The sequence below is a fragment of the Corallococcus sp. M7 genome (assembly GCF_054512695.1).
Genome location: NZ_CM137252.1, coordinates 382746 through 394878 on the forward strand (window position 1 = coordinate 382746; position 12133 = coordinate 394878).

11 protein-coding genes are annotated in these 12133 nt (G+C 71.3%); 4 read left to right on the forward strand and 7 right to left on the reverse strand.

The window, feature by feature from the left end; translation table 11 throughout:
• Nucleotides 1–39: 39 nt before the first annotated feature.
• Nucleotides 40–1872, reverse strand: a complete 1833-nt coding sequence (locus ACX114_RS01665; protein WP_459294018.1) for a metallophosphoesterase — start codon at nucleotides 1870–1872, stop codon at nucleotides 40–42.
• Nucleotides 1873–2038: 166 nt separating this feature from the next.
• On the opposite strand from ACX114_RS01665, the gene ACX114_RS01670 reads away from it, so the two are divergent.
• Nucleotides 2039–2494, forward strand: coding sequence for an acyl-CoA thioesterase (locus ACX114_RS01670; protein ID WP_459294020.1), 456 nt, complete (start codon nucleotides 2039–2041; stop codon nucleotides 2492–2494).
• Between the two features lie 92 nt (nucleotides 2495–2586).
• Nucleotides 2587–3804 carry a GAF domain-containing sensor histidine kinase gene (locus tag ACX114_RS01675; protein WP_459294022.1) on the forward strand — a complete coding sequence of 406 codons (1218 nt, stop codon included), beginning with the start codon at nucleotides 2587–2589 and terminating at the stop codon, nucleotides 3802–3804.
• Here ACX114_RS01675 and pfkB read toward each other — a convergent pair.
• The gene (pfkB, locus tag ACX114_RS01680; RefSeq protein ID WP_459294024.1) at nucleotides 3801–4757 is read right to left on the reverse strand and encodes a 1-phosphofructokinase; all 957 of its coding nucleotides are present in this window, start codon (nucleotides 4755–4757) and stop codon (nucleotides 3801–3803) included. The genes ACX114_RS01675 and pfkB overlap by 4 nt on opposite strands.
• Complete coding sequence (ptsP, locus tag ACX114_RS01685) at nucleotides 4754–7249, reverse strand: phosphoenolpyruvate--protein phosphotransferase (protein WP_459294026.1); 2496 nt, start codon at nucleotides 7247–7249, stop codon at nucleotides 4754–4756. The genes pfkB and ptsP overlap by 4 nt, the downstream gene beginning before the upstream one ends.
• A gap of 189 nt (nucleotides 7250–7438) precedes the next feature.
• Here ptsP and ACX114_RS01690 point away from each other — a divergent pair, with 189 nt between their 5' ends.
• Nucleotides 7439–8209 carry a class I SAM-dependent methyltransferase gene (locus ACX114_RS01690; protein ID WP_459294028.1) on the forward strand — a complete coding sequence of 257 codons (771 nt, stop codon included), beginning with the start codon at nucleotides 7439–7441 and terminating at the stop codon, nucleotides 8207–8209.
• Here the strand turns inward: ACX114_RS01690 and ACX114_RS01695 are convergent.
• Genes ACX114_RS01695 through ACX114_RS01705 form a run of 3 tightly spaced genes read right to left on the reverse strand, consistent with a single transcriptional unit; the run spans nucleotide 8190 to nucleotide 10652 of the window.
• On the reverse strand, nucleotides 8190–8408 hold the full coding sequence (locus ACX114_RS01695) for a hypothetical protein (RefSeq protein WP_459294030.1): 219 nt from the start codon (nucleotides 8406–8408) through the stop codon (nucleotides 8190–8192). The two genes, ACX114_RS01690 and ACX114_RS01695, sit on opposite strands and share 20 nt — an antisense overlap.
• A gap of 58 nt (nucleotides 8409–8466) precedes the next feature.
• Complete coding sequence (locus ACX114_RS01700; RefSeq protein WP_459294032.1) at nucleotides 8467–9600, reverse strand: hypothetical protein; 1134 nt, start codon at nucleotides 9598–9600, stop codon at nucleotides 8467–8469.
• A 5-nt stretch (nucleotides 9601–9605) separates the two neighbouring features.
• Nucleotides 9606–10652 carry a hypothetical protein gene (locus tag ACX114_RS01705; protein WP_459294034.1) on the reverse strand — a complete coding sequence of 349 codons (1047 nt, stop codon included), beginning with the start codon at nucleotides 10650–10652 and terminating at the stop codon, nucleotides 9606–9608.
• 219 nt (nucleotides 10653–10871) lie between these two features.
• Between ACX114_RS01705 and ACX114_RS01710 the strand changes: the two genes are divergently transcribed.
• Nucleotides 10872–11246: a DUF962 domain-containing protein gene (locus ACX114_RS01710; protein ID WP_121722863.1), complete on the forward strand. Its 375-nt coding sequence runs from the start codon at nucleotides 10872–10874 to the stop codon at nucleotides 11244–11246.
• A 22-nt stretch (nucleotides 11247–11268) separates the two neighbouring features.
• Here the strand turns inward: ACX114_RS01710 and ACX114_RS01715 are convergent, their stop codons facing one another.
• A complete protein-coding gene (locus ACX114_RS01715) occupies nucleotides 11269–12114 on the reverse strand; it encodes a pirin family protein (RefSeq protein WP_459294036.1) in 846 nt (281 codons plus the stop codon).
• Nucleotides 12115–12133: the final 19 nt, after the last annotated feature.

Consider the following 12133-nt stretch of genomic DNA (forward strand, 5'->3'; position numbering starts at 1 on the left):
CTGTCCGGATGTCCTCCCGCCACGAACGGCGGGAGGGCGTCAGCGGCAGACGCGGATGGGCGGTTCGATGAGGAACGGCTCGGTGGCGTTCGGGTCGTCCGGGTCGAACGCGGGCGCCATGGGCCCCGCGCCGGTGGGCTTCCACTTGCGCGGCACACGCTCGATGCCCACCGGGTAGATGGTCAGCGCCCCGTCCTTGCCGATGCGCATGCGCAGGAAGTTCTTCCAGTCCGGCAGCGCGAGCGACCCGAAGGCCTCGTTGGAGTGCGCGCCGAAGAAGTTCACGCTCATCCAGAGGTACAGGCCCGTGATGAAGGGGCCCACGAGGAAGCCGCCCACGAAGGTGAACGTGCAGGAGAAGAAGAACTTGCCCGCGAGGTGCAGCCAGCCGTCCGCGCAGTGAGCGCCATCCGGTGACAGCACCGGACAGACACCCAGTTGGCTCACCGTGAAGTACGTGGCACCCCAGGCGACGAAGAACGCCGCCACGATGTGCGCCACGCCGTGCAGGCTGCCCAGCAGCGCGCGCCACTTCCCCAGCGCCGCGTCCGCCAGCCCCGCGAGTCCTCCCACCGTCACCATCCCGAGGATGAGCGTCCAGGGCCGGTTGACCATGCTGTTGGCCACCGCCGTCACCACCTCCGGCAGGCGGGAGATGCCCAGCGAGCCCACTTCCGCGTAGGCGGCCAGCGCGAGCAGCAGGTACCACAGGCCGGTGATGAGCCCGAACAGCGGGCTGTGGCGGATGAGCAGCAGGTTCTTGCGCGCGAGCTTCCGCGACGTGGCCTCGTCCGGGAAGCTCTTGCGCAGCGTGGAGCCGTCACGCAGCACGGGCGCCGCGGGCGCGTGCGTGGGGTGCATGAAGGCGCCGCCTCCGCCCGCGGTGATGCGGTGCTGGCCGGTGTCGTCCTCGTGCCGGCGGTAGTGGTGCAGGTCGCCCGCGAGGAAGACAGCGATGCGCCGCCCGAGCACCTTCTCCTCCAGGTACTCCAGGTTGTTCTCCAGGTAGCTGCCCTTGTGGCGCCGGGCCGCCGCGGCCAGCACCCACGCCGGCTCCGCGTTGCAGAGGATGACGCGGTCGTCCGGGCCCATCTGCTCCGCGACCTGGCGGAAGTACTCCACCTGGGGCACGTCGATGTCGCTGTTGAGCTGCACGTCCGTGCCGATGAGCCACCAGTTCTTCGGCAGCTTCAGCGCGAAGTAGCTGCGGCTCTGCCGCGTGCGGCGCCCGGCCAGCCAGCGCTGCGCGCAGAACAGCCGCATGAAGGCGGACAGGCCGTCGTACCAGTCGTGGTTGCCCGGGATGACGAACAGGTCCGGGTGGGGCGCCTGCGAGCGGCGCATGGCGGCCTCGTAGGGCTGCACCGTGCGCTCCTCGTACGTCTCACGGCTGGCGCCCGGGTAGACCTCGTCGCCGCCGAACACCAGCACGCGGCCTCGCGGCGTGACGTGGGCTGTCTTTCCGTCCTCCTCCGGCAGCCGCAGCTCCGGCAGCGCCAGCAGGCGCGCCACCGCGTAGGTGGAGTCCCAGCCGTCACCGATGTCGGAGACGTAGTCGAGCCAGAAGTCGCCGTCCGCGCCGGACTCCTCCGAATAGTCGAAGTAGGGCTGCTGCGGACGCACCACCGCTTCGATGAGCCGGTGGTCCGCTCGCGCGCCGAACACCGTGGCCACCACCGCGTCCAGGCCCGTGCGCAGCACCTGCCCGGGATGCAGCCAGCGCACCATGTCCGCGTGCTTCTGGGGCCTGGTGGCGGTGGCGGTGCCGCGCTCGCGCACCAGGTGCGGCTCGGGCTTGGGGCCCGGCTCCTCCCAGGGCGCGGGCGGGTCGTAGCGGCGGTCCCCTTCGGGCCGCGTGGGCTCACCGGCCATCGCGGAGACCCCGGACGGCGGAAGAAAGGGATGGGACGGCGGGCGGCGCCAGCGTGGACCGGAGAGCCATGGACCCCTGGCTTAGCATGCCTGCGCGGGACTCCTGGAGGGCAGGCAGGCGTGGTTTCCGTTCCCTGGCGGGATGGTCCCTGCGACCCTGGGGGGCATGTCGAACGCCGCCCTGAAGGACTTCCCCGTCGTCGTGCCCTTCCCCGTGCACTGGAGCGAGATGGACGCGTACGGGCACGTCAACAACGCCCGCACGTTCACCTGGTTCGAGTCCGCGCGCATCGCGTACATGGCCCGCGTCGGGCTGGTGGGGCCGTCCGCCGCGGGCGCGGACACGACGTCCGCGGACGGGGTGGGGCCCATCCTGGCCAACACGCACGCGGACTACCTCAAGCCGGTGGTGTTCCCGGTGAACCTGGTGGCGGGCGCGCGCGTCACGCGCGTGGGCAACTCCTCCATCACCTTCGAGCACGTGGTGGCCGGCGCGGACGACGGGGTGCTCTACACGCGCGGCGGTTCCATCATCGTGACGCTGCGCTACGCCACGCATGAGAAGGTGCCGGTGCCACCGGCGGTGCGGGCGGCCATCGAGAGGCTGGAGGGACGCGCCTAGTCCGGGCGTGCGTGCGGGTGGCTGGGGGGACTGCCCCAGGGTCCAACAGCGACAGGCCCGCGCGGCCGTTAAGCTGGATCAGAGCCCCACCCATGCCCTCATTCCTCTCCGAGAATCCCCGCCTCCGCGCCGCCAACGCCCCCAACGAGGATGTCGCGGCCGTGGGCCGCATCGACGCGGTGAAGACGGTGCTGCGCGTGCTGACGCGCACCACGGGGCTGCGCCTGGCGGTGGTGGCGCGCGTGACGCCGGAGTCGTGGACGTGCTGCGCGGTGCTGGACGAGATGGGCTTCGGGCTGAAGGCAGGAGACACGCTGGCCGTCAGCACGACGTTCTGCAACACGGTGCGCAACCTGGGCGGTCCGCTGCGGGTGAACCACGCGAGCAAGGACCCCCTCTACCAGAACCATCCCGCACCGAAGATGTACAACGTGGAGAGCTACATCGCGGTGCCGCTGTACCGGCGCAGCGGCGAGTTCTTCGGCGTGATGTGCGCGCTGGACTCGAAGCCGGCGGATCTCACTGACGACGCGCTGGAGATCTTCCGCCACCTGGGCGACCTGGTGGGCCACCAGCTGGAGCAGCAGGATGCGCTGTCCGACCGCGACTCGCAGCTGCTGGGGACCCGGGAGACGTCCGTCCTGCGTGAGCAGCTGATGGGCATCGTCAGCCACGACCTGCGCAACCCGCTCAACGCCATCTCGCTGGCGGCGGCGACGCTGATGCGCAGGACGGACCTGGATGACCGGGCGCGCCGGGGGCTGCGGCGCATCCTCGACTCGTCGGACCGGGCGAACCGGCTCATCCGCGACCTCCTGGACTTCACCCACGTGCGCACGGGCATGCCGCTGCCGGTGAAGCCCCAGCCCATGAACCTGCATGAGCTGGCCGAGCAGGTGGTGGACGAGGTGCGGCTCACCGCGACGGGGCGCTCGCTGGACCTGGTGTGCGAGGGCTGCGGGAAGGGGAGCTGGGATCCCGACCGCATCGCGCAGGTGCTGACCAACCTGCTCACCAACGCCGTGCAGTACAGCGCGCAGGATGCCTTGATTCGCGTGGAGGCACGCGGAGACGAGCGGGAGGTGGTGCTGGCGGTGACGAACCCGGGGACGCCCATTCCGCCCGCGCTGCTGCCCGTGCTCTTCGAGCCGATGACCCGGGGCACCACCGAGGGCAGCGAGCACCGCAGCGTGGGGCTGGGGCTCTTCATCGTGAATCAGATCGTCCGCGCGCACGGCGGCGCGGTGGACGTGGTGTCCACCGAGGAAGCGGGCACCACCTTCCGGGTGCACCTGCCGCGCGGCTGTTAGCCCGTGCCCAGCGGGTGCATCCTTACCGCGCGGAGCAGCTCCGCGACCCGCTCGGGGGCGGGGGGCACCGGGCCGACCCTGGCGAGCTTCCCCGCCGCGAAGGCCGTGCTCCTCCGGGCGCAGGTCTCCAGGTCGTGGCCCTCCAGCCTCGCCGCCAGCAATCCGGCGACCAGCGCGTCGCCCGCGCCCACCGTGCTCGCCACCTCCACGGGAGGCGGCAGGGCCCGCCAGGCGCCGTCGTTCGACACGAAGAGGGCGCCGTCCGCTCCCAGCGACACCACCACCAGCCCGATGCCTGTCGCGTGCAGCTCGCGCGCGGCTCGCGCGATGTCGCCCGCGTTCCTCAGCGGGCGTTCGACCAGCTCTTCCAGTTCGTGCGCGTTCGGCTTCACGAAGTCCGGCCTCGCGGCCACCGCGTGGCGCAGCGGCGCTCCGCTCGTGTCCACCGCCACCACCGCGCCCCTCGCGCGCAGGCGCTCCGTCAGCGTGGCGTAGATGGTCGCGGGCACTCCCGCCGGCACGCTGCCTGACAGCACGAAGCAGCCGTTCTCCTCCGCGAGCGCCTCCACCGTCTCCAGCAGCGCGTCCAACGCTTCCACTGGCACGCTCGGGCCCGGCAGGTTCAGGTCCGTCACCGCGCCGCTCGTGCGGTCCACGACCTTGATGTTCACGCGGCTGGAGCCCGGCAGCCGGAGGCAGCGGTCGTGGATGCCTCGCTCGCGGAACAGCGTCTCGAACAAGGGCACCGTGTCCTCGCCCAGGAAGCCCGTGGCAGTCACCTGCCGGGTGCCTCCCGAGAGAAACGCCGCCACGTTGATGCCCTTGCCTCCCGGCGTGCGCGTCTCCGCCACCACGCGGTTCACCGCGCCCGCCGTGAACCCCGGACACTCCAGCGTCTGGTCGATGGCCGCGTTCAACGTGACCGTCACCACGCCCGGCTTCGTCGGCCTCACGCCTTCGCTCCCCTGCGGGCCAGCAGGCCGCGCACCAGCCCCCGCACCTCGGCGGCGTTGCCGCATGCGAGCGCGGCCAGGGCCACGACCTCCGCGTCCGCCATGGAGATGCCCCTCAGCAGCGCCTTCACCGCGGGGATGCTGGGGATGGCCACGCTCAGCTCCGTGACGCCCAGGCCGGACAGCACCACCGCGCCGGACGGGTCTCCCGCGATGCCGCCGCACGCGCCCACCCAGATGCCCGCCTTCCTCGCCGCCTTCACCGTGAGGTCCACCATGCGCAACACCGCCGGATGCAGGCCGTCCGCCTGGGACGCGAGCACCGGATGCTGCCGGTCCATGGCCAGCAGGTACTGCGTCAGGTCGTTGGTCCCGATGGAGAAGAACGACACGTTCCGCGCCAACTGCTCCGCCATCATCACCGCCGAAGGGACTTCCATCATGATGCCCGTCTCCACCGGAGCCGCGCCCACCTCGCGGCGCACGGACTCGGTGATGGCCTGGGCCCTCGCCAGCTCCTCGGGCATCGCCACCATCGGATACATGATGCGGATCGGGCCCTCCATCGACGCGCGCAGGATGGCACGCAGTTGCGTGCGGAACAGGTCCTCCCGTTCGAAGCACAGCCGGATGCCTCGCACGCCCAGGAACGGGTTCGCCTCCGCGGGCAGCGACAGGTAGGGCACGTGCTTGTCCCCGCCGATGTCCAGCGTGCGCAGGATGAGCGGCTGGCCGTTCAGCGCGCGCACCATGGTGAGGTACGCGTCGAGCTGTTCCTCCTCGCCGGGGGGTTCGTCGCGATCGAGGAAGAGGAACTCCGTGCGCATCAGGCCCACGCCGTCGCCGCCCGCGTCCACGGCCTTGCCCGCCTCCGCGGCATCGCTGATGTTCGCGGCCACCTCCACGCGCTGGCCGTCGAGCGTGATGGCGGGCCGGTGACGCTCCCGCTGCTCCTCCTTGCGACGCGAGCGGATCCGCTCGCGCTGGTGCGCGGCCTTGGCCCGGTCCCGCTCCGACGGCTGCACGACGAGCACGCCCGCGTCGCCGTCCAGGATGCAGTGCTGTCCGTTGCGCAGGTCCAGCACCGACGGCCCCAACGCCACCACCGCCGGCAGGTCGAGCGAGCGCGCGATGATGGCCGTGTGCGACGTGGTGCCTCCGCCCGCCGTGCACAGGCCCAGCACCATGGCGGGGTCCAGCTTCGCGGTGTCCGACGGCGCCAGGTCCTCCGCCAGCAGCACCACCGGGTGATGGGGGAAGGTGGGCTCGCCCTCCAGCACCCGGGCCAGGGGCCGCAGCACGCGCCGGCCCACGTCCCGCAGGTCGGCGGCCCGCGAGGCCAGCACCGGTTCATCCATCGCGGCCAGGGCCTCCGCGCGGCTCTCGAAGACGCGGAGCCAGGATGCGCCCGCGCTCAGGCCGGTGTCGATGAGGCCATGCGACTCCGCCAGCATCTCCGGGTCGTCGAGCAGCTCCAGGTGCGCCTTGAAGATGGCGGCCCGCTGCGCTCCGGCCTTCTGGAGGAAGCCCTCGTGCAACTGGCGCAGCTCCGCCGCCGCTCCGGCCAGGGCCGACTCCAGTTGCTGATGTTCCCGCGCGGCGTCGGCGGCCCGCTCCTCCACCTCCAGCCGTTCGCGTTGAAAGGCCCACACGGGTCCGGCCGCGATGCCCGGCGACGCGGACAGGCCCGCGACCAGCGTCCCCTCGTAGTCGAGCACGGGGGCGGGCATGGGCTCCGGTGCCCGGGTGCGAGCGGCGGGCGGCCCTTCTCCCAGGCCGAGGTCGAAGGCCTCCTGCAACGCGAGGAGCACCGCCGCCGCGTCGTCCCCCGCCGCGGTGAGCGTCAGCGTGGAGCCACCCCGGGCGCCCAGGCGCAGCAGCGACAGGAGGCTGCGGGCGTTCGCCTGCCGGCCCTCGTGGTGGATGGTGACGTCCGCGCGGAAGCGGCGCACCACCTCCACCACCGTGGTGGCGGGGCGCGCGTGCAGGCCGTTCGGGGAAGGGGAGAGGACCTGGAGCGAGAGGCCTTCGAACGCGGGCGCGTCCTGTTCTTCCAGTGGAGCGGCGGAGCCCTGGAGCGCATGGATGATGGCGGCCGCGTCCAGGGTGGAGGCCAGGGCCACGGCGCGGGCCTCGTCGTCCAGCACGCCGGTGAGGTTGGCGAGCACCTGGAGGTGTTCGTCGGACCTCGCGGCGATGCCCACCACGAGGTGCGCGTGGCCGTCCTCGCTCCAGACGACTCCGGCGGGGAACTGCACCACGACGACGCCCGTCTGGTGCACGAGGTGGCGCGCCTCCGGCAGGCCGTGCGGAATGGCGATGCCGTGGCCGAGGAACGTGGCCGACACCTGCTCGCGCTTGAGCATGCTGTCGACGTAGTCGGGCGAGATGAAGCCGGACTCCACCATCACCTGTCCGACCAGGCGGATGGCCTCCGCCTTGTTCGTGGCGGACCATCCCAGGCGGACCTGTGACGGTGTCAGCGACAGCATCGGTGCTCCTTGCCTCGGGTGCGCGCGAGCTTCACGCGGGGAACGACGGTGCATCCTGCCCGGTGTCGTCCGCACACGCCCGCGCGGGCTTCCCGAGCCCCGTCTTCCGGGTAACAGCTCACAGAGGCGAAGACGTCCAGCGTCCTCGTGCGTGACGGCCCGCATGGGGGTGTTAAAGGGGAAGCCGTCATGTCTGACAGCGTCCTGGACTTCTACGAAGGGCTGGCCGAGGAGTACCACCTGCTCTTCGCGGACTGGGAGCAGTCGGTGGACCGGCAGGGCGCGGTGCTGGACGCGCTCCTGCGCCGCTCGGGCATGGCGCCGCCTCGCCGGGTGCTGGACTGCGCGTGCGGCATTGGCACGCAGGCGCTGGGGCTGGCGTCGCGGGGCTATTCCGTGCACGCCACGGACCTGAGTCCTTCGGCCGTGGCTCGCGCGGAGCGGGAAGCCCGCGCCATGCACGTGAGCATCACCACCGGCGTGGCGGACATGCGGATGCTGGACTGGCAGGTGCCGGGCACCTTCCACGTGGTGATGTCGTGCGACAACGCCGTCGCGCACCTGTTGGAGGACTCGGACCTGGAGGACGCCGCGAACGCGATGGCGTCGCGCCTGGTGCCCGGGGGCCTGCTGGTGGCGAGCCTGCGCGACCACTCGGCACTGTTGGAGAAGCGACCGCGTTTCACGGCGGAGCGCGTGCTGGACACGCCGATGGGCCGCCGTGTGCTGTTCCAGGTCTGGGATTGGGCGGTGGATGAAAGGCAGTACACGGTGCGCCAGTTCATCCTGCGCCAGGAGTCCGGCATCTGGCACACCACCGAGCACACCGGCGTCTACCGCCTGCTGCAACCCGTGGAGCTGGAGCAGGCGCTCACCAAGGCAGGGCTGGTGGATCCGCGCTGGTACACGCCGGAGGAGACGGGCTTCAACCAGCCGCTCATCACCGCGCGGAAACCTTGAGCATCGCGGGGAGGAGCGGCGCCCCGTGACGGCGCACGGTGTCCGCGGCCTTCCACCAGATGCGGGCCTTGTGTGCTCCCGCTTGCAGCGTCTCCCCCAGATGCAACGAGGGCATCAGCGCGAGCAGGAGGTGCAGGGCCAACAGCCAGCCCAGGGCTTCCCGGATGAACGACGGGACTTCGGAACCTGGTCTGGCCACGGCATCCCTCCTGACGACAGTTGTAGTCAGGAGCGATATGCCATGGCTACAGTTGTAGTCAAGAGGCCTTGTCGCGGGGCAGGGCCCAGACGTCTTCCGCGGGGCGGTAGGCGCGGGCGTCCTTGCCGGCGGTGCCGTGGGCCTTGGTGTCGAGCAGGCCCGCGTGCCAGAGGTTCTGTTTGAGTTTGAAGACGGTGGACGGGTTGATGTCCGGCCCTCGCAGCCCGGGCTTCAGCGTCGCGGAGGGGTCCGCGAGGAAGAGGGCTGTGGCCAGCGCCGGGTCGTCGTGGCCCGCCGCCACGGCCAGCTCCGGCAGCGTGAGGCTTCCGCCGTGGTCCGTGAGCGTGCGGTGGATGAGGCGCACCGCGGGCTGACGGATGAGGACGAAGCGCGCCACGGCTGCGAAGGCCGCGTTCACGTCCAGCAGGCGCTTGCGCTTGTCGTAGCGGGTGTCGGGGTCGAACTGGAGCGCGGCCAGGAGGTCCGCCACGGTGCGCCCTTCGAGCGTGGGCTGCCAGTCCAGGTCCAGCAGCCCGAGCGTGTTGTCGCCCGTGGCCGCGTGGCGCCGGGAGCTGTCGCTTCCCAGGTCCTTCCAGTGCGCGGCGAGCGACTTCAGCAGCTCTCCGGCAGGAGCACCCCGGTCCGCGAGGAACGCGGCGGCGAGGTAGTTGAGCGGATGGTTGAGCTGGAGGCTGCGCGCGGCGGGGACGCCTTCGAGCAGCGAGGAGGCCTGGCTGACGGCGCGAGGCAGCGGAGATGGATCCGCGGGCGCGACGACCTCCACCCAGTGCTTCGCGTCCCGGGCGAGGATGCCGACCCCGATGCTCTTCGCCTGCGCCAGGGTGGGGGCGCGGAGGTCGGCGGCGGAGGACGGCAGCGCGAGGTACGCGTGATGGACGCCCGGGCGATAGCTGTGCGCCTGGCCCAGGCCCTGGACCCAATCCCTCTCAGAGGCCTTCACTTCAATGCCCGTGACGAGGACGCCCTCGGGCCGCGCCACGCTGCACAGGATGTCTGGCCTTGTGCCCTCCAGCGTGAGCCGTGTCATGGGCTCCAGGTCCCGGGCGAACGGGCTGCGGACGTACGAGGGATGCGCGTCCACCAGCAGGTGCAGGACGCGCGATTCGCGCAGCCCATGCGTGAGCAGGTGGTGCTTCAGCTCGCGGACGACCCTGGCTTCGGCGTGGGGCATGCGGCTCAGGTGCGCTTCGCGTCCGCGGGCGCGTTGGGGTGGCGCGCGAGCATCATGCGCAGCTGGGGCTGACGGCGGACCAGCTCCTGCTTGAGCAGGTGCGCGATGAGCGCGGGCGGCGCGGCGCTCCAGCGCGCGATGTTCTGGATGAGCATGGGTGAGCGGTACGTGCGCCCGCACAGGAGCGACGTGGTCTTGCCGTCCACCGGCAGGCCCACGAGCGCGCCCAGGGCCCGGCCTTCCGTGTTGAGGATGAGCTCCACCTTCTCCTCGGAGGGGCCGGTGGAGAAGCGCTGGCGGAGCAGCTCGCGCGCGGTGCGGCGGGTCTGCTCCGGGACGTCCCGGTCCACCGTGAGCTTGTGGTGCTCCATCAGGCGGCGCATCGCCCACATGCGGCGGAAGAGGGCGGCCGGCAACTGCGGGTTGCGCACGAGGAAGCGGCGCACGCCTGTGTCCGATGCAAACGCCGCTCGGGCCACCATCGCCTCCAGGCCCACGGGGTTGCGGTGGTGCCTGGCGATGAGGCGCGCGTGTGCGAGGCCCACTCGCGAGTTCTCCAGCACGGCCTTGATGACGGCGGGCACCGGGTCGAAGCACAGCGCGGACAGCTCCGGGTCCTCCGCCCCGTGCGCGAGCGCCACACGCTGGTCCTCTGGCAACGCGTGCAGCCGCGTTTCGAAGAGCTTGCGGTAGTCGCCCTGGATTGCTTCAGGCACGTCGTCCGCAGGGGCGGCTTCGTCTTCCGCGTCGTCCGTGGCCTCCGCTTCCGGTAGCGGCTCCGTGTCGCTCGCGTCGAGCGCCGGGGCTGGTGCTTCCGGTGGCCTCACCGTGTTCGCGGGACTCGGGGTCTCCGTGCCCGGCAGCAGCGCTCCCTGGGACACCAGCCTCGTGAGGATGTCCCGCAGCTTGTCGGGCGGGAACCCTGTCAGCGCGGGCAGGTCCTTCTCTCGCGTGTGGCCGTCCAGCCGCGACAGCACGAAGCCTTCTTCCGCGTTCAGCGGGAGCCGCCGCAGGTCCACCGCCGGGTTCAGCTTGGGCGTCCAGTCACTCATGCGCGCCCCCGAGTCTTTCACGACACGCTCGGTTCGCGCTTCTCTCCGTGCTCGCCGTCCGCATCGGATTGTTCCCGGTCCGTCCGAAAACGACGGGCCGCGTCGAGGACCGCCTGGCTGCCCTCCTGCCCACGGTCCCTGTCCTCCGGTGTCGCGGCCGGCACGAAGAGGGCCCGCATGGGTTGACGAGAGGCGGGCAGCTGGACACAACTTCACTTCATGTCCGACCGCATCCAGACCTATGGCGAGTTCTGGCCGTTCTATCTGCGCGAGCACTCGCAGGCGTCGACACGCTGGCTGCACTTCGCCGGCACCAGCCTGGGCGTGGGCCTGGGCATCACCGCCGCCGTCACCGGACGCGGCGCGCTGATTCCCGCCGCCCTCGTGTGCGCCTACGGCTTCGCGTGGGCCAGCCACTTCAAGATCGAGCACAACCGGCCCGCGACCTTCAAGTACCCGCTCTGGTCGCTCATCTCCGACTTCCGCATGGCCGCGCTGATGCTCACCGGCCAGCTGGGTCCGCACCTGGAGCGCGCGAACTCCGGCGCGACGGCCGCCGCCACCCTGGCGCCGGCCCCCGTCCAGAGCCGCTGACGCTCGCGGCTTCTTGGGTCCGCTACCTCGGCGGTGGCGGACCGAAGCGGCCCGCGCGGTACCCCGCGAAGGACCTCAGGATGTCGTCCTGGGTGTCTCCGATGAACGGCCCGTGGCTCACCAGCGGCTCGCGCTGCGGTTGGCCCGCGTACAGCAGCACCCTCGCCCGCGTCGTCCCGGTGACGCGGACCGTGCTGTCGCCTCCCGACACCGGCCGGTCCAGCCAGCCCACCTGCCCGGGCTTCAGCGACTGGCGATCCGGCCCCACCGCGACCTCTCCCTCCAGCACGAGGAAGAAGCCGTTGTACGAAGCGGGCAGCTCCTGGTTGATTGACGCACCCGGCTCCAGCCGGAGCTCCGCCAGCGTGACGGGCACGTAGTTCTTCGTCGCCGACCGCACCGTCCCCGACGTGCCGCTGTAGAGCCGCACCTCCACGCCCGGCTCGCGCCGCACCGGCAGCTCCGCGTACGACAGGTCCTGGTAACCGGCGGGCACCCAGCGCTGTGCCTTCGGCAACGTGAGCCAGAGCTGGAGGATGCGTGCCTGGCCCATGTCGCCCTCCAATCCCTCGCCGTGGATGACGCCGCTGCCCGCCGTCATCCACTGCACGTCGCCTTCACCCAGCTTGCCGCTGTCGTGGGTCATCCCGCCCTTCACCACGAGGGTCACCGTCTCGAAGCCCGCGTGCGGGTGCGGCCCGCCGATGGGCTTTCCGTCGATGCGGTCATCCATCAACAGGATGAACGGATCCGACCGCGCGTAGTCCTCGGGTGAGATGACCGGCACCACCGTGTGCGCGGGCCCGAACTGGCCCTGCGTGGGCTCAGGCAGTTGGATGATCCGCTCCAGCCTTCGCTGCGTGCTCATGACGGTTCCCTCCTTTCCG

Excerpts from the sequence above, each read along its gene's own strand:
- ptsP (WP_459294026.1), bottom strand. The coding sequence starts at position 7,249 with ATGCTGTCGCTGACACCGTCACAGGTCCGCCTGGGATGGTCCGCCACG.
- ACX114_RS01675 (WP_459294022.1), top strand. The coding sequence starts at position 2,587 with ATGCCCTCATTCCTCTCCGAGAATCCCCGCCTCCGCGCCGCCAACGCC.
- ACX114_RS01710 (WP_121722863.1), top strand. The coding sequence starts at position 10,872 with ATGTCCGACCGCATCCAGACCTATGGCGAGTTCTGGCCGTTCTATCTG.
- ACX114_RS01715 (WP_459294036.1), bottom strand. The coding sequence starts at position 12,114 with ATGAGCACGCAGCGAAGGCTGGAGCGGATCATCCAACTGCCTGAGCCC.
- ACX114_RS01670 (WP_459294020.1), top strand. The coding sequence starts at position 2,039 with ATGTCGAACGCCGCCCTGAAGGACTTCCCCGTCGTCGTGCCCTTCCCC.
- ACX114_RS01690 (WP_459294028.1), top strand. The coding sequence starts at position 7,439 with ATGTCTGACAGCGTCCTGGACTTCTACGAAGGGCTGGCCGAGGAGTAC.
- ACX114_RS01665 (WP_459294018.1), bottom strand. The coding sequence starts at position 1,872 with ATGGCCGGTGAGCCCACGCGGCCCGAAGGGGACCGCCGCTACGACCCG.
- ACX114_RS01705 (WP_459294034.1), bottom strand. The coding sequence starts at position 10,652 with ATGAGTGACTGGACGCCCAAGCTGAACCCGGCGGTGGACCTGCGGCGG.
- ACX114_RS01700 (WP_459294032.1), bottom strand. The coding sequence starts at position 9,600 with ATGCCCCACGCCGAAGCCAGGGTCGTCCGCGAGCTGAAGCACCACCTG.